Annotated in this window: 16 protein-coding genes; 7 read left to right on the top strand and 9 right to left on the bottom strand. The window is 50.9% G+C overall.

Features of this window, described 5'->3' with window-relative positions; translation table 11 throughout:
• Window positions 1–41: 41 nt before the first annotated feature.
• The 4 genes from ureG to BUE76_RS12820 all read left to right on the top strand — a co-directional run bounded on the left by ureG (window position 42) and on the right by BUE76_RS12820 (window position 4,243).
• Window positions 42–677 carry an urease accessory protein UreG gene (gene ureG, locus BUE76_RS12835; protein ID WP_073039829.1) on the top strand — a complete coding sequence of 212 codons (636 nt, stop codon included), beginning with the start codon at window positions 42–44 and terminating at the stop codon, window positions 675–677.
• Window positions 674–1,471: an urease accessory protein UreD gene (locus BUE76_RS12830; protein WP_073039831.1), complete on the top strand. Its 798-nt coding sequence runs from the start codon at window positions 674–676 to the stop codon at window positions 1,469–1,471. Before ureG ends, BUE76_RS12830 begins: the two co-directional genes overlap by 4 nt.
• On the top strand, window positions 1,461–2,162 hold the full coding sequence (locus BUE76_RS12825; RefSeq protein WP_073039833.1) for a hypothetical protein: 702 nt from the start codon (window positions 1,461–1,463) through the stop codon (window positions 2,160–2,162). Before BUE76_RS12830 ends, BUE76_RS12825 begins: the two co-directional genes overlap by 11 nt.
• 143 nt (window positions 2,163–2,305) lie before the next feature.
• The gene (locus tag BUE76_RS12820; protein ID WP_073039835.1) at window positions 2,306–4,243 is read left to right on the top strand and encodes an ABC-F family ATP-binding cassette domain-containing protein; all 1,938 of its coding nucleotides are present in this window, start codon (window positions 2,306–2,308) and stop codon (window positions 4,241–4,243) included.
• Window positions 4,244–4,375: 132 nt separating this feature from the next.
• Here the strand turns inward: BUE76_RS12820 and BUE76_RS12815 are convergent, their stop codons facing one another.
• The 6 genes from BUE76_RS12815 to BUE76_RS12790 form a co-directional block, all read right to left on the bottom strand.
• Window positions 4,376–5,416, bottom strand: coding sequence for an arginase family protein (locus tag BUE76_RS12815; RefSeq protein ID WP_073039837.1), 1,041 nt, complete (start codon window positions 5,414–5,416; stop codon window positions 4,376–4,378).
• Window positions 5,413–6,642: a cation:proton antiporter domain-containing protein gene (locus BUE76_RS12810; RefSeq protein WP_073039839.1), complete on the bottom strand. Its 1,230-nt coding sequence runs from the start codon at window positions 6,640–6,642 to the stop codon at window positions 5,413–5,415. Before BUE76_RS12810 ends, BUE76_RS12815 begins: the two co-directional genes overlap by 4 nt.
• 434 nt (window positions 6,643–7,076) lie before the next feature.
• Entirely contained in the window at window positions 7,077–8,855 is a 1,779-nt protein-coding gene (locus BUE76_RS12805) for a glycoside hydrolase family 15 protein (protein WP_073039841.1), read from the bottom strand.
• Window positions 8,848–11,067, bottom strand: coding sequence for a bifunctional alpha,alpha-trehalose-phosphate synthase (UDP-forming)/trehalose-phosphatase (locus BUE76_RS12800; protein WP_073039843.1), 2,220 nt, complete (start codon window positions 11,065–11,067; stop codon window positions 8,848–8,850). Before BUE76_RS12800 ends, BUE76_RS12805 begins: the two co-directional genes overlap by 8 nt.
• 311 nt (window positions 11,068–11,378) lie before the next feature.
• A complete protein-coding gene (locus tag BUE76_RS12795) occupies window positions 11,379–12,002 on the bottom strand; it encodes a response regulator transcription factor (protein WP_073040306.1) in 624 nt (207 codons plus the stop codon).
• 49 nt (window positions 12,003–12,051) lie between these two features.
• Window positions 12,052–14,940, bottom strand: a complete 2,889-nt coding sequence (locus tag BUE76_RS12790; RefSeq protein ID WP_083596335.1) for a sensor histidine kinase — start codon at window positions 14,938–14,940, stop codon at window positions 12,052–12,054.
• A gap of 110 nt (window positions 14,941–15,050) precedes the next feature.
• Here BUE76_RS12790 and BUE76_RS12785 point away from each other — a divergent pair, with 110 nt between their 5' ends.
• Together BUE76_RS12785 and BUE76_RS12780 are read left to right on the top strand one after the other, a co-directional pair.
• On the top strand, window positions 15,051–15,887 hold the full coding sequence (locus tag BUE76_RS12785; RefSeq protein ID WP_073040308.1) for a DUF2911 domain-containing protein: 837 nt from the start codon (window positions 15,051–15,053) through the stop codon (window positions 15,885–15,887).
• A gap of 143 nt (window positions 15,888–16,030) precedes the next feature.
• Window positions 16,031–16,303, top strand: a complete 273-nt coding sequence (locus BUE76_RS12780; RefSeq protein ID WP_073039847.1) for a hypothetical protein — start codon at window positions 16,031–16,033, stop codon at window positions 16,301–16,303.
• A 270-nt stretch (window positions 16,304–16,573) separates the two neighbouring features.
• Here BUE76_RS12780 and BUE76_RS12775 read toward each other — a convergent pair whose 3' ends face one another.
• Both BUE76_RS12775 and BUE76_RS12770 read right to left on the bottom strand, forming a co-directional pair.
• Window positions 16,574–17,803: a TCR/Tet family MFS transporter gene (locus BUE76_RS12775; protein WP_073039848.1), complete on the bottom strand. Its 1,230-nt coding sequence runs from the start codon at window positions 17,801–17,803 to the stop codon at window positions 16,574–16,576.
• Window positions 17,804–17,894: 91 nt separating this feature from the next.
• The gene (locus BUE76_RS12770) at window positions 17,895–18,329 is read right to left on the bottom strand and encodes an MmcQ/YjbR family DNA-binding protein (protein WP_083596336.1); all 435 of its coding nucleotides are present in this window, start codon (window positions 18,327–18,329) and stop codon (window positions 17,895–17,897) included.
• Between BUE76_RS12770 and BUE76_RS12765 the strand changes: the two genes are divergently transcribed.
• Entirely contained in the window at window positions 18,315–18,872 is a 558-nt protein-coding gene (locus tag BUE76_RS12765; protein ID WP_216820661.1) for a thermonuclease family protein, read from the top strand. The two genes, BUE76_RS12770 and BUE76_RS12765, sit on opposite strands and share 15 nt — an antisense overlap.
• Before the next feature lie 20 nt (window positions 18,873–18,892).
• Here BUE76_RS12765 and BUE76_RS12760 read toward each other — a convergent pair whose 3' ends face one another.
• Window positions 18,893–20,317, bottom strand: a complete 1,425-nt coding sequence (locus BUE76_RS12760) for an L-serine ammonia-lyase (protein WP_143157188.1) — start codon at window positions 20,315–20,317, stop codon at window positions 18,893–18,895.
• Window positions 20,318–20,322: the final 5 nt, after the last annotated feature.

Below are 20,322 nucleotides of genomic sequence, written 5' to 3'. Positions count from 1 at the left end.
GTTGAAACAAGAACAACCGAAAGGCAACAAATCAAATAAACTTGGAAAGAAACTATATCAAAATTGGTATTGCCGGCCCGGTTGGCTCGGGCAAGACAGCCCTGATCGAACGGCTGAGCCGCCACATGATGCACCACTACGACCTTGGGGTGATCACCAACGATATTTATACAAAAGAAGACGCCGAGTTCCTTACCAAAAACAGCCTGCTGCCAGCCGACCGCATCATTGGCGTGGAAACCGGCGGCTGCCCACATACAGCCATCCGCGAGGATGCGAGCATGAACCTGGAGGCTGTGGAGGAAATGGCAGAACGCTTCCCGGCAATCCAACTCATTTTTATTGAGAGCGGCGGCGACAACCTTTCGGCCACCTTCAGCCCCGACCTGGCCGACCTGACCATTTTTGTGATCGATGTTGCCGAAGGCGACAAAATTCCCCGTAAGGGCGGCCCCGGCATTACCCGCTCCGACCTGTTGGTGATCAATAAAATTGACCTGGCTCCTTACGTTGGCGCCAGCCTTGAGGTGATGGAAACAGATGCCCGCCGGATGCGCAAAGGCAGCCCTTTTGTGTTTACCAACCTGCGGAACGATATCGGCCTGGACAGCGTGATTGGCTGGATCAAAAAATACGCTTTGCTGGAAACAATTGACGAACCCGAACTGGTACGATGAAGGCAAGCCTGCACCTACATACCCGTTTACGGGAAGGCAAAACCGTGCTGGGTTCCACCTATTTTTCCGCACCGTTCAAACTGGCCGATATCAGCCAGCGCGGGCTGCCGGGCTGTCGTGCCATGATCATGAACGCCTCGCCGGGTGTGCTGGATGGGGATCATTATGATATCCAGGTGGCAATGGATACGGGCACCTCGCTCCAGCTGGAAACACAGGCCTACCAGCGGATTTTCAAGATGCAGGGAAGGGCCAGCCAAACTATGGAAGTAAGGATGGAAGAAGATTGCTGTCTTACCTATATCCCCCACCCTTCGGTGCCCCACCGGGCTGCCCATTTTACCGGTATCAATAAAATTTACCTGGAAAAAAGCTGCACCCTTGCCTGGGGGGAAGTGCTGACACCCGGCCGCCAGCTGCAGGGCGAAGCTTTTTCCTTCCGGCATTATCAGAGCAGCACCGAGATATTCCAGGAAGGCAAACTGGTGGTAAAAGATAACCTGGTGATTACTCCGAGTACAATCAACCCCTTAGGTATGGGACAACTTGAAGGCTTTTCACACCAGGCCAGCTTTCTGTGGTTATCACCGGAAGGTTACGAGGGTAACTACCAGGAGAAGCTGGCGCAAAAACTTGCCGCTTTTACTGGTATCCGTTGGGGTATTTCCCAATTACCCGTACCGGGTTTGCTGGTCAGGATGGTAGGCCACAAGGGCGAACAGCTTTTTACCTGTATCCAGCAACTGGCGGTCCTGGTGCAGCCGCAATCCAAAACCTTTGCCCATGCATTCTGAACTGACCCTACTCCTTTTATCTGCCATCACCATTTCCTTCCTGCATACCCTTGCAGGGCCGGATCACTATATACCCTTTGTGGCACTATCAAAGGCAAGGGGATGGAGCCTCCAAAAAACCCTGTTCTGGACCTTTTTGTGCGGCCTCGGCCACGTGGGCAGTTCTATTGTACTGGGATTATTGGGCGCAGCCCTTGGCTGGAGCCTTGCAGGTTTGCAGGGATTGCAGGAAATTCGCGGCGGCATTGCCGGTTGGGCGCTATTGGTCTTTGGTGTTGGCTACGCAGCCTGGGGTATGTACCAGCTTGGACGCAACCGGCGGCACAAGCATTTTGATATGGATGAAGCCGGAAGCCTCTATGTTTTTGAACACCGGCATGGCCAGGCTGTATTACCCCAGGACCGGCATACGGTAACGCCCTGGGTCCTATTTCTCATCTTTCTTTTGGGACCCTGCGAACCCATGATCCCCCTGCTGTTTATGCCTGCGGCAAAAGCATCCTGGGGTGCTATGGCGCTCATCGTTGCTGTTTACACAACCATAACCCTGCTTACCATGGCCGGGATGGTACTTGCCGGGTACTTCGGCCTGGGCTTTTTGAAAACGGAGAAACTGGAGCGGTACATGCACCCACTTGGTGGGCTTACCATTTTTATCTGCGGACTGGGTATCATTGCCCTGGGCTGGTAACTACCTTCTTTTTTGATTTTACCCTACCTCTGTGTACCTCCCTGCCCTCCGGGTCTCCGTGGTTCCACTCCTAAAATCAACTTCATCTTAAACCTGCCAGCCGTAAGCCTGCCCTGTTTATCTTTGCGGGCTCAATTCCGACTATGTTAGCAGGTTTCCAGAACGTTACTTTTGAATTTGGCGCACGCACCATCGTTGAAAATGCCACCTGGCATATTCATCCAGGCGAACGCATTGGCCTAGTTGGCTATAATGGCACCGGCAAATCCACCCTCCTTAAAGTGCTAGTAGGCGAATACCTGCCCAGCGTGGGACAGGTGGAAAAAGGCCGCTTTACCACCATCGGTTACCTGCACCAGGACCTGCTTTCTTTCGACACCAACGAGTCCATCCTGGGTGTGGCCATGCATGCTTTTGATAAAGCCATGGCCATCGAAAAAGAACTGGAAGCCCTGACCAAAGAACTGGAATCCGATAGTTCGGATGATAAGCTGATGCTGTACAGCGAGAAGCTACACGAGTTTGAAGAAGCGGGCGGATATACCATCCAGCACCAAACTGAAGAAGTGCTGCAGGGTCTTGGCTTCAGCAATGCCGACCTTCAGAAACCTTATAAGCAATTCAGCGGTGGCTGGCGGATGCGGGTGTTGCTGGCTAAAATGATCCTTCAGGCCCCCGACCTGCTGCTGCTTGACGAACCGACCAACCACTTGGACCTTCCCTCTATTGAATGGTTGGAAAAATACCTGCTGCACTACAAAGGCGCCGTGGTGATTGTGAGCCACGACCGCTATTTCATGAACCGCATGGTGACGAAGGTGGTGGAACTGTACCAGCGCGAACTGCATTTCTACAACGGCGACTACGAGTTTTACGAAGTAGAAAAGCTGCAACGCGTGGAACTGCAACAACGTGCCTTCGAAAACCAACAAGAGTATATCCGCCAGCAGGAACGTTTCATCGAGCGTTTCAAGGCAAAAGCCAGCAAGGCTGCACAGGCCCAGAGTGTGATGAAGCGCCTCGACAAGCTGGACAGAATTGAAGATGTGGCCATTGAGCGACCTGATATCCGCATCAACTTTGCTGTTGAAAAAACACCGGGCAAGGTGCTGGTGGAGCTGAAGAATGTCAACAAAAGCTTTGGCGAACTCCAAATCCTGAAAGGTGCTACTGCTGAAATTGAACGCGGTGACAAGATTGCACTGATTGGTGCCAACGGCAAGGGTAAATCAACCCTGCTGCGGATTGTCGCCGGCCAGGAACCTATTGATGGCGAACGCAAATGGGGCCACAACGTAGAAGAAGCGTTTTACGCACAGCACCAACTGGAAGCCCTCAACATCAACAATACGATCATTGAAGAAATGAAGGAGGCCGGTTCGAAGAAAAACGAACTGGAGCTGCGCACCCTGCTGGGTTGCTTCCTCTTTGGCGGCGATGATGTAGAGAAAAAGATCCGCGTACTGAGTGGTGGCGAAAAGGCCCGCGTGGCCCTTGCCAAAACCATCATTTCCAAGGCCAACTTCATGTTGTTGGATGAACCTACCAACCACCTCGATATCCATTCTACCGAGCTGCTGGTAAACGCACTCAACCGCTACGAAGGCTCCTTCCTGCTGGTAAGCCACGATCGTTATTTTATTTCCAAGGCTGCCAATAAGATCTGGGAAATTGTAGATGGCGAGATCAAGGAGTTCAAAGGCAATTACGAAGAGTATGTTGCCTGGAAAGAACGGATGGCAGCCCGGAAAGGCGATGAAAATGGCAAAGAAGAAAAAGGGAAAGGTGCAAAACAAGCCGCTCCGCAGCCGGTAGCCGCACCTGCACCTGTAAAGAATCAGCCGATTAATAAAGAATTGCAAAAGGTGCAGCGCAAGTTCAAGCAAACAGAAGAAGAACTGGCAAAACTGAACGATAAAAAGCGGGAATTGGAAGAAAGCCTGGGTAATCCCGGAACCTACTCCAACCCGCAGGTATTTGCACAAACAGAGGCCGCTTATAAAAAGGTAAAAGAAGATCTCGCGTCTTTAAATAAAACCTACGAGCAGCTTTTTGAGCAGATCATGGAGATGGAAAGCTAGTAGCGGTAAGAGCTTAGAATAGACCACGGACAACGGACGACAGACGACAAAATGTAATCAGGGTATTAGCTGTATTTTGAGGTCTGTTGTCCGTTGTCCGTGGTCTTCTTATATCTGAAACCAACCGTTCTCCTAATCCCTTATCTCTTCCACCGCTTTTACAAAATCACTCACCAGGTAAGCCGTGAGCTGTCCCACACTTGCAGTAGTTTGTGGGCCTGCGCCTTCTGCAATATGCAGGTAGGCCACTTTGGCAGCCCTGCCACATAGGTTCAGGTACTGCCGGGCATGCATGGCCGTGATGCCATTGATGCCTTCTACCTGTTGCAGGATATTCATATCCAGCTCAATGCCTACATGGGTATCATCAGTAAAGTCGATGGCATGTTCAACGGCAGCTACAAAGCTGCGTTTGTTGCGTACATAGATGTCTTCAAATGTGATGCAATCCGTAAATGGATTGTTGACGATATCCATCCATACATTTTGTGGCAGGCATGCTTCCTGGATGCCAACCACGCAATATTTTTCCAGGTACCCGTCTTCTTCTGCGTAACGGAAGGCATTGCCGCTGTGCCGGCCTTCAGTGGGAGCATAACCGCTGTGCGCATCCAGGTTGATGGCATTGATTTGCGGAATGGCTACCTGCCCGGTTTGTGCCAGGCCTTTTGCCGCACCTTTGATACAGGGGTAAGCATTGTTGTGCCCACCGCCAATTACAATGGGGATTTTATCAGACGCAACAATCAGTTTAACCAGGCCTTCCACAGCATCGTCAATGGAGTTGACGGCATGTCGGTAAGCGCCTGTTTTTTCATCGGCATTCAGGGCCATTTGCTCCACCAGTTCTTCTACTTCCGTAAAATCAAAATGACCCAGCAAAAGCACTTCTTCCCCTTCCAGGAAATCATTGCTTTGCGTGTTGAGGAACGCATCGAGAAACGCATTCCAGGCACCCCGGCTGGTAGCAGAACCCAGGTTGGCTTTGATGCCTATGTCTTCCGGAATGCCAAAAACCACGTAGCCTGCTGTGCTCTGGTCCAGTTCCTTTTGCACGCTGATACCCGGTTGCATGGTTTGCACCACTTCACCCAGCTTGGTTTCAAACTTGCGCAGCCTTGTTTGCTGCAGCACTTCTTCTTTGCCGTAAAATTTGAAATGGGTCAAGTTCATAGTATGTCGCTTCTTTCCGAAAACTGCGGGTCTTCCACCACAGCTTCCGCTGGTTTCTTGTAAAGGATCATTCCCAGTGATAAGATAATACTTGTGGAGAGAATGATAAAAAACAAAATGCCGTCGTTGAAACTGGCCAGCTTTAAGGAGGTGGGGATTTTAAAGAATAAGACAATGGTGATCAGTCCGCGGGGAATAAAAAACACCTCGGGTACCACTTGGGTCCGGAAGTAGAACTTCAGGTAAATTAAACGGATCAGGAAAAATGCCAGCACAATGAGGCTGCCCACAACGATCACTTCCTGGTCGTTGATAAAGGAAAGATCGATGGTATAACCAAAGAGGATGAAGAAAAAGGTGCGGATCAAAAATGAGGATTCCGCGGTAATGGAATGCAGGAATTCCCGCAAGGGGTCTACCTCTTTCTGTGGGTAACGCTTCAGCAAACCGGGTAATGGAATTTTGTCCCAGTTGTTGATCACCATACCAAAAACAAGGATAATGAGCAGGGATGGCAGGTGCAGCATCTTACCACCCGAATAGATCACCACCAGCAGGGAAAATACCAGGAAGAACTTAATGTTCAGTTTGGTGCGTGCCAGTACGAGGAAGAGCAGGAAAGAAATGACAATCGACAGCAGGATCGATATGATGATGTTGAAGCCAAAAATGCCGATGGATTTTGCTGTGAGGATTTCGGGTGCAGCAAAATAGTTGAACAACATGATGCCCAGGATATCGGAAAACGAAGCTTCATACACCAGGAATTCCTTCTTGGCAGGTGTGAGGTTGTGGATGGAAGGAATGGTGATGGACGAACTCATGATGGATAACGGCAATGCATAAACGATACAGGAGATCACGTCTTCCCGCAACCAGATATGGAGGATGGCCGTGATCAGCGCTACCGATACCACCAGTATGACCAGCGCCGACAAAAAGGAGTCGCGCACCAGCTTTATTTTATCGCGGCCCAACTTCAGGTCCAGGCCGGCTTCCAGGATGATCATGATGAGGCCCACCACGCCAAGCCCTTCTACAAGGGTGGCTGGCAGCCGCAGATTCAACTGGTAGGCATCGGCAATCATCCTTAACCCAATACCGGCAAACAACAACAGCAAAACAGATGGCACCCGTATGTACTGGCTGATGATGGAAAAGAAATAAGAAAGGATAACCAGGCTGCACAGTATGATCAGCAATAATTCTGTTGACACTAATCCCATGGTAGAAAAGTACAATATTTAGCCAGCAGCTGCGGCTTGGATGGTTTACTGAAATGATAAGTTCTCATAGATGCCACAGATGATAAGGTTATGATGCTCAACAGTGCCGTAGTGTTTTTAGACCTCACTGTTTGTCGTATTGGTTTAATAGGTTCTCACAGATGACACAGATAACACGGATAAAAACCACTGGATAAAGAGTGCCCATAAATTGTAAACACCTACTTCTCTACACGAAAAACCATCTGTGCTATCCGAGTCATCCGTGAGAACTTTTATTCAATTTTTTGCTCACAGATGACACAGATAGCACAGATGGAAATACAATATTGAGGGATTTACAAAACCAAATTAAACAGGAAAGCAAGAATCAAGTTTATCCAAAAACATCCGTGTCATCTGTGTCATCTGTGAGACCAACCCCGAACTCCAAACTATATAAACTCCGCCTGGTCCAGCTTACGCGATACCCGGAAAGCTGCGTTGATCAAGCCAACATGGCTATAGGTTTGCGGGATATTGCCCCACTGCGAACCATCGGTGGCCACGTCCTCGCTGAAGATGCCCAGGTGGTTGCTGAACTGCATGATCTGGTCCAGGTTCTTTTTAGCATCATCAATACGGCCCACGCAGGCCAGCGCATCTATGTACCAAAAAGCGCACACGAGGAAAGTGGTTTCCGGCTCGCCAAAATCATCGTAATGTTTGTAGCGGTAAAAAAGGCCATGGTCGGCAAGCAACTCTTTTTCCAGTGCGGCTATATGCGTTTTTGCCCGCGGGTCGTTTCCGGGCAGGTAATTCATGGAGATCAGTTTGAGCGTGCTGGCATCGAGGTTCTTGCTTCCGATGGCCTGGGTATAGCACCCCCGTTCAGGATCCCAGCACTTTTCAATATTCTTGGCAGCCTCACTGGCCAGTTTGCTGGCTTTTGCCATGATGGCTGTATCATTGAAAGCCTGGGCAATTTTAAAAGCAGCCTTTGCGCCTGCCCAATGAAACATCATGGTATAGGCGAAAATGTACTTACTGTTCCTGAATTCCCACAAGCCTGCATCTTCGGCATGCATGGTCATTTCTATGCGGTCCAGCAGCCAGGGTACAATTTTCTTATAGCTTTCTTTTCGGGCAAAGGTCAGGCGCTTGTCGGTAAACAGAGGCATCAGGCTTACCATTACCTGCCCATATACATCGTTTTGTATCTGGATTGAAGCTTTATTGCCTATACGCACCGGCTGGTTGCCCATATATCCTGCCAGGTCAAGCTCCAGTTCGTGCAGGTCTTTTTCGCCCGTAATGGAATACAAAGGTTGCAAGGTGTCGCCCGAATTGCGGATGACATTCTGGATAAAATCGAAATAACGCTCCAGCTCTTCAAAATGCCCGATCTGGTTGAAAGCGCGGAGCGTATAATAAGCATCCCGGAACCACACAAAACGGTAGTCCCAGTTGCGGGTGCTGTTGTGGTACTCGGGCAAGCTGGTTGTGCCCGAGGCAATGATACCGCCGGTATCTTCGTACTGGTGCAATTTCAATATCAGCGCCGACCGTATGATCTGCTCCTGGTAAATATTGGGGATATAGCAACCCTTCACCCAGGCCTGCCAGTGCAGCACTGTTTTGGTCAGAAACTCCTCGGCCGTTTCCCGGAGTGGCGCTTCCAAAGGCTGGCCATAAGTAAGTACGATGTAGCGGGTTTCGTCCAGCACAAAAGGCCTTTGCTCCAGTACATAGTTGAGCGAAATATCGGTAGTCATCCGCACCTGTTTGCCCAGCCCAAGGAAAGCAATATGGTTGCTGCCGGTAGCAGTTTCGGGTACTATTTTGCCATATTCCCCTCTGGGGTCGCATACCACCTTGATGCTTGGATCACCCGATAGCAATTCTATTTTACGCACCAGCATCAGCGGCCGGAACTGGCGGTCATGGATGGTCATGCGCGGGGCGCAATCCACAATCCGGAAGCGGCCGTCGGCAGTGGTAAACTCTGTACACAATACATTGGTGTTGGGCAGGTAATACTGTTTGCTCTCGTATTGCTCGGCTGCAGGGCGGATGTAAAAATGCCCCCCTTTTTCTTCATCCAGGAGGGAACCAAACAGGAAAGACGAGTCAAAACGCGGCAAACACATCCACTTTACGTCTGCATGCATATCGATATAAGCCAGGTAGGAACAGTTGCCGATGACCCCGAAATTGTATTTATGTTTAGCCATATACTTTAGGTTGGTGGTTGATTAACTTTCTCAGGAGGGGCAGCACTTCTTCCTGGCTCCAAAGGGAGTATTGCGCGGCGGTAGTGCCCCTGCCAATTTTGATGGTAAAGGCCTGGTCGCGCAGGGTTTTGAACATGTCCTCATCGGTGGTATCGTCACCCATGCACAGCACAAAATCGGGTGCAAACTGGTTGATGATATTACAGGCCGTGTTTCCTTTATCAATCCCTATCTGGCGTACCTCGATCACTTTATTGCCGTCAATTACCTGCAGGTTGGTATTGGTAGTCAGCTGCAAAAGGCTGTTGCGCAACTCGCGGCTCCGGGTAAAACCCAGGTCGGGGTTGGTGGTGCGATAATGCCAGGCCAGCGTGTTTTTCTTTTCCTCGATAAATGACCCGGGGCACCGGTTGACAAACAGTTCCAGTATGGGTTTGATGGCTTCTTTCCAGCTTGGCGACTGGTTGCTGAGGGTTTGCCAGCTTTCGTTGCGCAGCCTGATGCAGGCGCCGTGCTCGGCCACCAGGCTGAGGGGCAGCTGACCCAGCCAGCCTTCAAGGGTATCGGCATCACGACCACTGATTACCACCACTTCATTCCTGGGATCACTACACAATTGGATCAGCAGTTCCAGCAATTCCTCCGAAGGTTTGGCCATAGAGGGCAGCTTTTGTATGGGCGAAAGGGTGCCGTCATAATCCAGCAGGATGCAACGTTTTTCTGCTTTATGAAAAGCTTCCAGAATTTCTTTTACCTCGTCGGGGTCCAGCAGGTTGATCTCATTCCGCTGCTGCTCCTGTTTGGCTTCCTGCAGTTGCTGCAAAAAATCCTCTATCCAGTGGTTTACATCATAACGGCTAAGACGCTGTTGCATACCGGCAAGCCTGCGCCCTTGCTCGTTGGCAGGCATCAGCAGGGCCTGCTCCAGCGCCTGCACCACATCCATGATATCGGTAGGGTTTACCTGGAGTGCTTCCGACAGCTCGCTGGCGGCGCCTGTAAGTTCACTTAAAATCAAAACACCTTTATCGCTGCAGGCTGCTACATACTCCTTCGCCACCAGGTTCATGCCATCGCGCAAGGGTGTAATCAGGGCCACATCGGCAGCGCTGTACAGGGCGCAGAGTTCTTCAAAGGACATGTGGTTGTAGCGGTACAACAGGGGCTGCCAGTCGAGGGTGGAAAAGCGGCCATTGATGGTACTCACCTTTTCCTCGATGCTGCGTTTGCGGTCAATATAGGTAGGGATCACATCCCTTGAGGGAATGACATTGAAAATAAAAACCAGCTTTTCCTTCCACTCTGGATAGGTTTCTAAAAACCGCTCAAAAGCATTCAGCCGGTAGTTGAGCCCCTTGGTATAATCCAGCCGGTCGACACTGAAAATGATCTTTTTATCCCGGAACCGCTCTTCCAGACTCTCGCGTATGCCCTGCACCTGCGGAGTGGTCACAGCCTGCTGAAACTTTTTAAAGTCAATGGCAATAGGAAAAAGCTCTGCACGCACAATGCGGCTTTCATAGTAAATGGTATTGAACTGCGAGTCGCCTTTCAAAGCCATTTTTACCGACTGGATGAAATGCTGCACATAGTCATGGGTATGAAAGCCAATCAGGTCGGCGCCCAGCATACCATGGAGTATCTGTCTTTTCCAGTCGGTAGGCATCATCCTGAATATCTCGTAGGATGGAAAAGGTATGTGGAGGAAAAAACCAAGGGTGATATCGGGTATCAGTTGGCGCACCAGGGCGGGCAGCAAAAGCAATTGATAATCGTGCACCCAAACGACATCACCCGGCTGGTAAATGGCCTGGATTTTTTCGGCAAAAAGGCGGTTCACGGCCAGGTAGGCATCAAAGTTCTCCTGTTCGTATTCTACCAGCGAAGGGAAATAGTGGAAAAGGGGCCACAATGTGGAGTTGGAAAAGCCATTGTAAAAAGCTTCGTATATATCGCGGCCGGCAAATACGGGTTCAATTCCGAAATCAGTAGGAATGGCGCCAGCTTCCAGGGCCGCCTGCCAGTCTTCTTCGGGTGCATCAAAAGTGCCAATCCAAATTTTACCCTGGAAATCCGCTGTCTGGTTTTCGCCTTCAAAATAGCTTTTGATGGCCGATACCAGCCCCCCGGAGCTTTGCCGTACCGAGAGGGTATCGTTGGAACGGTCGATGGAAAATGGAAGCCTGTTGGAAACGATGATCAGTCTGCTCATGAATATTTCTCCGTGCAGGCATAGCTAAAAAATTGCGCCACAAGGGAAAAAGCAGCTGCAGCAGTTACCAGCCAAAAGAGCACGCCCCAGCTATCTGGCTTTGGAAAATGGGACTAAGCAGGGGTAGAATTTATTATATAATGTGGAATCGGCAAGGGCATCCCATAAAAATCACATAAATATGCGATAGGGTGGCGTATATGCCTCAGGTAACTTTGCTGTATCAAATTTATTGAGCAACCAATACTAAACTGTTTACGCTAACACGGCTACTTAGCAAACGCTCCGGGTATTTTACCTGGAGCTTTTTTTTACCGGAAACGGGCGGCAATTTCGGACCGCGAGTTCACTTTCAGCTTGGCATAGATCTTCTTGATATGCGAAAAAACAGTATCAAGGGAAATAAAGCAACGGGCGGCAATTTCTTTATATGTCAACCCATCAATCAACAACATCAGGATTTCCGTTTCCCGCTTGGTAAGGTTATAATCTTCAAAGCTGGGTTTTGCCGGCACCTGCTTGGTAAAATAGTTCAGGATCTTGCGGGCAATCTGGCCATTCATGATGCTTTCGCCGCCATGGATGCTGCGGATGGCATGGATGATCCTTTCGGGCGGGTCCTTTTTCAACAGGTATCCCAGTGCACCAGCCTTTACCGACTGGAAAATTTTTTCCTCATCTTCAAACACGGTCAGCATCAGGATATTGGCTTCGGGGTTGATGTCCTTGATTAGCCGGATGCCCCTGATGCCGGAGGTTACCGGCAGGTCGATGTCCAGCACATATACATCGGGGTTTACATTACGCACTACGTTTTCGATGTCCTCCAGCGTATCGCTGATGTGCACCACCTCGAAATCACTTACCCGGCCGATGAACAGGGCCAGGGCATTGCGATAAGCCATATTGTCCTCAACGATACATATACGGATCATACCCATAAAGGTAAGTGCCTGGCAACAGCCGGGCTTTGTTTATACCGGGTTATTTTAAGGGCAACTGCACAGTGGCATAAGTGCCCTGGCCTTCCTGGCTGGAAATGAAGAACCTGGCTTTTACCTGCTGGGCCCGCTCCTGCATATTGTACATACCGCTCCTGCCCTTTTGGCTGACATTTTCGGGAAAGCCAATGCCATCATCCGAAATGGACAGCTCCAGCCACCCGGGCAGCAATTGCAGCCTGATCTGGCAGTGGGTGGCTTTTGAATGCTTGACTACGTTGTTGACCAACTCCTTGTATATCAGGTAAAAGTTGCGTTTAGCATGCAGCGACAACTCCAGTTCATCGATGCCTTCGGCAATAAAAAAACGGGGCTGGATACCGGCACCCAGCAACACGGGCTCGGCCACGGATCGCATACGGGCTACCAACTGGCTCAGGCAATCGTTGCGCGGGTTGATACTCCACACCAGGTCGTCGAGTTTGCTGATCACCTCCCTTGTATTTTCCTGAATCAGTTGCAGGTAGGGTTCGTTATTCGTTTCCGACTTGGCCAGTTCCGAATAAATATTAATGCTGCTGATGGTAGACCCGATCTCGTCGTGCAGGTCGCTGCTGATGGCCTGGCGCACCTGGGCCAGGTGCAGTACCTGTCGAACCCGCATCCGGTAGAGGCCGTAAAATATAAGGGCTGCCAGCACCAGCAGGGTGATGTTGAAGGTCCAGCTGCGCCACCAGGGCTTTTGAATGGAAAATTGGTAGCGAACAGGCCGGGGCTCCTGGAAACCGGAAACCACGGCATAAGATTCAAAGGTATAATCACCCGGCATGAGCGATGCAAAACGGATGATGCGTTCGCCGGGAAGACTGTAATACCACTGGGTATTGGTGCCGCCCAACAGGCGGTATTTAAAATACAAACCCCTGCCCGGGCTGTACCAGGGAACGGACAGGTGGAATTGGATGGTGTTCTGCTGGTGCGATAGCTTGCCGGATTGCTGGCGTAAGGTATCCAAACCGTTTACCACCACCAGCTTCAGCTCGCTATGGAGCTTGTTGTAATTGCCGGAAGGCTTCATGGCTACTTTCAGGAGCCCCGAGTTGGTAGCGATCAGGGCCGTGTCGCCATCCAGTATGATGTCCTGTACATTGGAGCCCGACTCTTCTGGCAGCTCGATATTGGAGATGATCCGGTCGGTTTGCAAATTAAGCAGTTGAATACCACGGTCGAGCAACAACCACAAATAAGGGCCGGTATGCTTCAGGCGGATGATGCTTTCGGAAAACAAACCTTCCGGCGTGCCCACCATTTTCAGCTTCCCTCCTTCCATTACCATCAACCCTTTGTTAAGGGTACCGATGTATACTTTTTTTCCAATGGCCACCAGTGAGTTGGAATACACCCTTTTGCCCATATGCAGCAGCGGAAGGATGCCCCTTTTGTCAAAATAGTGTACGCCATTCATGAAGGAAGCGTAGAGGTTGCGGTCTTCGGTCAAGGCAATGCTCCTGCAACGCGGCAGGTACCAGAAATATCGCTGGTCTTCCTCGACAACGACAGTCTCCCGGTAACGCTGCCACCAATTATTCCAATTATAATGTCCTATGATATTGCGGAGGATAAAGGTATCGGGCGACACATGCAAGGGAAATGAGATCAATCCCACCGCCGAAGCCACCAGGATGCGGCCCCGGTAGAATTCAACATCCTTGGTGATAAAAGAGAAAAACTTGAAGATGGTTTTGGAAGGATAATAAAACTGGAAAGTGCCCAGGGAAGTACTGATGATAAATCTTCCGCCAACCTGCCGGGAAATCAGGTTGACGCCGCCCACATCGGCAGGGAGCTTGTGTTTCCAGATCAGGTTTTTCTGTTTGCCAGCCACGAGGAACAGCCAGCCGTTCCGGGACCCCAACAAAAGCGTATCATTGAAAGCAGTACCCGCGCTGATCAGGTCGCTGGCCTCCAGGAAAGAAGGCTGGAAAGCCTGGTTGAAACCACCTGTTTGGGCTGCCATTAATCCCTTGGTTAGCGAACTGACCCACAGTCTGCCCTGCAGGTCAACAGCCATATCGCTGATATTCAGGCCTTCAATACTGTCTTCAATACCTGTTGCCGATGGTTTTAAGCTCGCGTGCTTTGCATGGATCCAGGGCCTTCCCTTGAGCAAACTAATCGAGTTGATAAAGTCGGGCAACTGCCTCGTACCTACCATTTTGATCTCATTGTGCTGCACTTTAAGCTGGTACATGGTACCAGATGGGTTGGCAATCATCAGGGCGGTATCGCCCAGCCCTTCCGTTTGCAAAACCATATTTCGGTTTTGCACATAAATATGGGGCTGCGGCAGTTTTACTGCCCTGAACCCATTTTTTTTGTCGTACAGGTAAAAGCGGTTGATGTGAATGGCCATCACCTGGTTGCCTACCCTTGCCAGCGACCTTGTGCCACCATATTTAGGCCCCTTTACCACCTCGTACCTGCTTTCCAAAGTCCTTGTATTGCATACAAACAACCCTTTGTTGGAGGTAACCACCAGTTCATCACCCAGCAGCACCATGCGGGGAAATACGTCCTCCGCCTCGTTGCGGTAAGCCTTCAGCAGGTGTACGCGTTCATTTTCAATATAAAAGATCTGCCCGGTAAAATTGTGAAACCAGATTTTTCCCTGGTTGTCCTCTATGATATCTGTAATGCTCAGCGAGGACCTTTCGGGGTGGCTGAAAGGAGTAAAGCTTACGCCATCGAAGCGGCTGATACCCATATCGTGGCCTACCCACACGTAACCCTTCTTATCCACCAGCAAGTCGAATATTTCGTTGGTAGGCAGACCTTCCACCTTGGTAAATACGGTTTGACTGCCGCTGGCATAAGGCAGGCAGCAAAACAAAAGACAGCACCATAAGATGCGGTGAAAAGCATATCCCTTCATGACAGGTGACAAAGGTACAGGACCCTGGCCTAAGCCCAGCAGGAGCTTTGGCCAGCAGGGCAGCCTATAGCATTGATGTGCTACATTTGACCCTTCAAACCACTTTTGCCATGATTAAAAAATGTATCCTGCTTGCCGCCTTAGCTTCCATTACCCTGGGTGCCGGTGCCCAGCAACTCCGTACCCCTGCACCCAGTACTACCCAAACCATCAAACAGGAACTGGGCATTGGTTCGGTTGACCTCTCCTATTCAAGGCCCAATGCCAGGGGACGTAAAGTTTTTGGCGACCTCGTGCCTTTTGATGCGGTATGGCGCACAGGTGCCAACGGGGCCACTACCCTCACCTTTTCCGACGAAGTAATTATTGGCGGCACCAAGGTGCCTGCAGGAAAATATGGTTTACTGAGCATTCCCGGGGCCGGCGAATGGACCTTTATCCTGACCAAACAAACCGATGTAACCTCGCCTGCAGCTTACAAGCAGGACCAGGACCTGGTGCGGGTAAAAGCAAAGCCCCAGTCCACTGCAATGCCGGTAGAAACCCTGAGCATGCAGTTTGTGAATGTGCGTCCCGGAGGCGCCGACCTCCAGCTTGCATGGGAAAATACCGCGGTAGCCCTGCCCATCAATATGGATGTGGAAAGCAAAGTGATGGCGCAGATCGACAACCTGATGAACAAGGACAACCGTCCTTATTTCCAGTCGGCCATGTACTATATGGAAACCGGTAAGGACATGAACAAGGCGCTGGAGTGGCTGGATAAAGCCGTAGCCCAGAGCCCCGATGCATTCTGGATCCACCACCAGCGTGCTAATGCCCTTGCCAAGTTGGGTCGCAACAACGACGCAAAGCAGGCAGCCAACAAATCCATTGAACTGGCCCGCAAGGCGCAGAACATGGACTATGTGCGCCTGAATGAAAAGCTGATCACAAGCTTGAAATAAGGGTTGATCCCGGATTTGAGATTTCGGATTTTGGACATTTCATTGCATGAGGAACAATCTGCTGGATGAAACTTCCGAAATCCGAAATCATACATCCGCAATCTTTTGGCATGGCTTTTTAGCCGGTTAGGGAAACGCTTTTTATGGACAAGGAAAATGAAGAGTTTCACCGCAACCTCCCTTCCGACGAAGGCCGCAGGAAAGATCCGCACCGCAGGGAAGAATCGGGGCAGCAGCCAGGTGTGGAAACCTATAGCAGTTCCAAAACCGATGGCGATAACCAGAATCTAACCCGCACCACCGGCGACCAGTACCGGGAAGAACCCTTTGGCGAAAACGCAGATCCTACTTTTGAAGATGTGGACCGGCGCGACGACCTGGAGAATAAGGCTGACACCAACCTGGTACAAGGCTAAAAAACAGACCTGAACACCAGTAAGGATTTTGCGTTCCAAAGCTGCTGGCCTAGAACCGTCATTATGAAAATAGCCACGCTGTGCAGCGTGGCTATTTTGTTTTCACAGTACCTGTATTATGGAAATGCTGCAAGTACATGGTAAAGCATATCTGATGCTATTTCGCACCACCAACATAACGCTGCCTTTCTCTACTCCTACCCAAACTTGCCGCTTCAACTTGCAGCTTGCAGCCAGTAGCTTGCAGCTAATTGCTAGTTGCCGCTATCCTTACTTTTTCACCACCACCGGCTTCAAAAATGCATAAGCCAGAAGCGTACTGGTAAGCATCAACACAGCGCCGGCTAAAAATGGTGCACCAGGGAATTGAATGGGTGCGGAAGGACGGGTGAAATATGCAAAAAGATTGGTCATCAGCGGCGGCCCTACAATGGAAGTGGCGCTGATGAGGGAGGTAAGCGCCCCCTGCAACTCGCCCTGCTCGTTGGGGGGTACATTGCCGGAGATAATGGATTGCAGTGCCGGCCCGGCGATGCCACCCAGGCAATAAGGTACCATGAAGGCAAACATCATCCAGCTTTGGGAAGCAAAAGCAAAGAGCAGCATACCAATTGTATACAAGGCAAGACCTATGTACACGCTCCGGTCACTCCCAATTTTAGGGGTAATAAAACGGATCAGTCCACCCTGCACACCGGCGATCAACACCCCAAAAGCGCCCAGCGATATACCGATCAGCGACTCGCTCCATCCAAACTTACGGATGGTAAAAAAGGTCCAGTTGCTTTGCACCGCATGGCCGGCAATGTACACCAGTACCAGTGCGCCTACCAGTCCGCTTACGCGGGGATATTTTTTGAGGTGGAGCAGTGAACCCAGTGGGTTGGCCCTGCGCCATTGGAAAGGCCGCCTGTTTTCCTTGGGCAGCGACTCGGGCAATACCAGGTAGCCATATAATGCATTTGCCAGGCTAAGACCTGCCGCCACCAGAAAGGGCACCCGGGCACCATAGGCTCCCAGCAACCCGCCAATTACAGGGCCGATGATAAAACCAAGGCCAAAGGCTGCACCAATCAACCCGAAATTTTGCGCCCTGTTTTTTTCGGTGCTCACATCGGCAATATATGCGGAGGCCGTAGTAAAGGATGCACCGGTGATACCCGCCACCAGCCGGCCCACAAACAGCCACCCGATGGTGGGTGCAAAGGAAACAAAGAGATAATCGATACCAAATCCCACCAGGGAAAGCAGCAGGATGGGCCTCCGACCGTACTGGTCGCTCAGGTTGCCCAGGATGGGGGCAAACACAAACTGCATGATGGCATAGGCAAAGGTGAGCCAGCCGCCCCACTGTGAAGCCGAACTGACATCGCCGCCGGTCAGTTGCTCGATGAGTTTGGGAATCACCGGGATGATTAACCCCAAACCTGTTACATCTATCAGGAGGGTAAAAAAGATAAAGCGGAGTGCCGATTTGGAATCCTTAACCTGTTTGGCCATAGGGCGCAAAGTTGCGGCAATCGGTGGAAAACCGGGCTAAAACCTGTACCAGGCCTATGGGCATTGGGATGGGTGGCAGCAAAGCGTGGGTTTACTGTTTATCCAGCCCCAATTCTTTTTTCATTTGCCTGGTCAGGCCTGCAACCACCAGGCGGTAGCTTTCTTTGATAAGGTCTTCAATTTCGCTGCGCGACAGGTTTCCGGGCTGCTGTACCTGTATCCATTTGGCGCGTGCCAGGTATGGGGCAGGAATGATGCCCGGCAGCAAGGTCCACTCTTCAAAACTGTCGGGGGGAACTTTAACCGAAAACATCAAAGGACCATCCAGGTTGGTGATGCAAAACATTTTACCGCCAACGGCAAATACCAGGTTGTGATCCCATTTTACCGACTCGGTAGCACGGGGAATTTGCATACAGATAGCCTGCAGGGTTTCCAGTTCCATAGCGCCAAAAATAAGGGTGAAAGGCACTGCTAAGTACCAGTACTCAGAGCCCTTATCTTTATAGGTATGAAGGGTTCGCATTTTTTTATGTCGGTATCAAGGGTCCTGTTTTGCTGCCTGCTTTTTGCCTGTAACAGCAGCAACGGCGACCAGAACATGGGCCAAGTAGTGAAGATTGCCGATGGCGATACGTTTACCCTGTTGATGGCAGGCAACCAGCAGGTAAAAGTGAGGTTATATGGCATCGACTGCCCCGAGAAAGCGCAGCCCTATGGTAAGGCTGCGGGCCGTGTGCTGGGTGCCTTGATGGAAGGCCACCGGGTGCGTATTGAAGAAAAAGACAAAGACCGCTATGGTCGTACCATTGCCGTTGCTTTCCTGGATGATGGCCGCAACATCAACGAAACTATGCTGGCCCAGGGTTATGCCTGGCACTACATCGACTTTGATAAAAACCCGGCCTGGAGTGCACTGGAAGCCAAAGCCCGCGACCAGCGGTTGGGTTTATGGAAGGAATCCAACCCGGTGGCACCGTGGGAATTCCGTTCGGCGAAAAGAGCCAGGTCAAAAAACCCAAAAGGAACCAAACCTAGGAAGAGTAATACAACCGTATTGTTTGAATGATGGTGCTGCTATAGGCAGCATCAGCACTCACTCAGGCTCAAAGGAATATTGATCGCCAGCCCGCCTTCGGCCGTTTCTTTGTATTTGCTGTTCATGTCCACGGCGGTTTCCCACATCGTTTCAATCACCACATCAAGGGACACCTTTGCAAAATCGGGGCTGCTTTGCAGGGCCAGCTGCGATGCAGTAATGGCCTTGATGGCACCCATGGTATTGCGCTCAATACAGGGTACCTGCACCAGTCCGGCAATGGGGTCGCAGGTCATGCCCAGGTGGTGTTCCATGGCGATTTCGGCTGCCATCAGTGCCTGGCGCTGGGTACCGCCCATGGCCTCGGTAAGTGCCGCGGCAGCCATGGAAGAAGAAACCCCGATCTCGGCCTGGCAACCGCCCATGGCGGCAGAAATGGTTGCACCTTTTTTGAAGATGGACCCGATTTCCGAAGCGGTTAGCAGGAACTGGATGATTTTCTCGTCATTGATGTTTTCACCAAAAACCAGGAAGTAGTGCAATACAGCCGGAATTACGCCGGCAGCACCATTGGTAGGTGCCGTTACCACCCTGCCAAAGGAAGCATTCTCCTCGTTTACCGCCAGGGCAAAACAGCTCACCCAATCTAAAATGTATTGAAAAGAATTGCCACCGGCCCGGATGGCCTCCAGCCATTCGGTGTAATTATTATAAGTGCGGCCTTTCAGCAGGCGTTTGTTGAGCGCGGCGGCCCTCCGTTGTACGTTGAGCCCGCCGGGTAAAATGCCTTCAATGTGGCAACCCCGGTAAGCACATTCCTTCATCACCCCGAAAATATTGAGGATACCGGAACGGGTATCGGCTTCAGGTCGCCAGGCGGCTTCGTTTTCCTGCACTACTTCGTGGATGGAAAGTCCTGTTTTGCGGCACCAATGCAGCAGCTCACCCGCGGTGTTGATGGGAAAAGGCAACTGTACCTGCGAGCGGCCCGCCTCCTCTCCTTCCTTAACCACAAAACCGCCACCAATAGAATAATAGGTTTCGGAAAACTGCCTGCCATCGGCAAGCGTTACCAAAAAGGACAAGCCGTTGGGATGAAAGGGAAGAGTTTCGGTAAACAGGAATTTCAGTTGTGCCGCGATGTCGAAAGCAAGTGCCTTTTGCCCGCCCAACAATAATTGGCTGCTGTTGGCAATAGCGGCTATCTTGGCATCTATTGCTGCAACATCGGTGGTAACGGGGTCTTCACCCAAAAGTCCCATCAGCACGGCAATGTCGGTACCGTGGCCCTTGCCTGTTTTTGCCAGCGAGCCGTAGAGTAAAACCTCCAGGTGCGCTGCCTGCTCCAGTAATTGGCCTTGTTGCAGGTTGGCCACAAAGCGAAGGGCCGCCCTCCACGGACCTAAAGTGTGCGAAGAGGATGGCCCTACACCAATCTTGAACATATCAAATACCGAAATCGCCTCGTGTGCCAAAGGGT

The sequence above is a fragment of the Cnuella takakiae genome, assembly GCF_001953305.1.
Classification (GTDB): domain Bacteria; phylum Bacteroidota; class Bacteroidia; order Chitinophagales; family Chitinophagaceae; genus Flavisolibacter; species Flavisolibacter takakiae.
This window is presented reverse-complemented; position numbering and strand designations above follow the sequence as displayed.

Bases quoted from the DNA above. Each gene is read 5' to 3' on its own strand.
- BUE76_RS12830 (WP_073039831.1), top strand. From the start codon at position 674: ATGAAGGCAAGCCTGCACCTACATACCCGTTTACGGGAAGGCAAAACC.
- BUE76_RS12825 (WP_073039833.1), top strand. From the start codon at position 1,461: ATGCATTCTGAACTGACCCTACTCCTTTTATCTGCCATCACCATTTCC.
- BUE76_RS12820 (WP_073039835.1), top strand. From the start codon at position 2,306: ATGTTAGCAGGTTTCCAGAACGTTACTTTTGAATTTGGCGCACGCACC.
- BUE76_RS12815 (WP_073039837.1), bottom strand. From the start codon at position 5,416: ATGAACTTGACCCATTTCAAATTTTACGGCAAAGAAGAAGTGCTGCAG.
- BUE76_RS12810 (WP_073039839.1), bottom strand. From the start codon at position 6,642: ATGGGATTAGTGTCAACAGAATTATTGCTGATCATACTGTGCAGCCTG.
- BUE76_RS12805 (WP_073039841.1), bottom strand. From the start codon at position 8,855: ATGGCTAAACATAAATACAATTTCGGGGTCATCGGCAACTGTTCCTAC.
- BUE76_RS12800 (WP_073039843.1), bottom strand. From the start codon at position 11,067: ATGAGCAGACTGATCATCGTTTCCAACAGGCTTCCATTTTCCATCGAC.
- BUE76_RS12795 (WP_073040306.1), bottom strand. From the start codon at position 12,002: ATGATCCGTATATGTATCGTTGAGGACAATATGGCTTATCGCAATGCC.
- BUE76_RS12790 (WP_083596335.1), bottom strand. From the start codon at position 14,940: ATGAAGGGATATGCTTTTCACCGCATCTTATGGTGCTGTCTTTTGTTT.
- BUE76_RS12785 (WP_073040308.1), top strand. From the start codon at position 15,051: ATGATTAAAAAATGTATCCTGCTTGCCGCCTTAGCTTCCATTACCCTG.
- BUE76_RS12780 (WP_073039847.1), top strand. From the start codon at position 16,031: ATGGACAAGGAAAATGAAGAGTTTCACCGCAACCTCCCTTCCGACGAA.
- BUE76_RS12775 (WP_073039848.1), bottom strand. From the start codon at position 17,803: ATGGCCAAACAGGTTAAGGATTCCAAATCGGCACTCCGCTTTATCTTT.
- BUE76_RS12765 (WP_216820661.1), top strand. From the start codon at position 18,315: ATGAAGGGTTCGCATTTTTTTATGTCGGTATCAAGGGTCCTGTTTTGC.
- BUE76_RS12770 (WP_083596336.1), bottom strand. From the start codon at position 18,329: ATGCGAACCCTTCATACCTATAAAGATAAGGGCTCTGAGTACTGGTAC.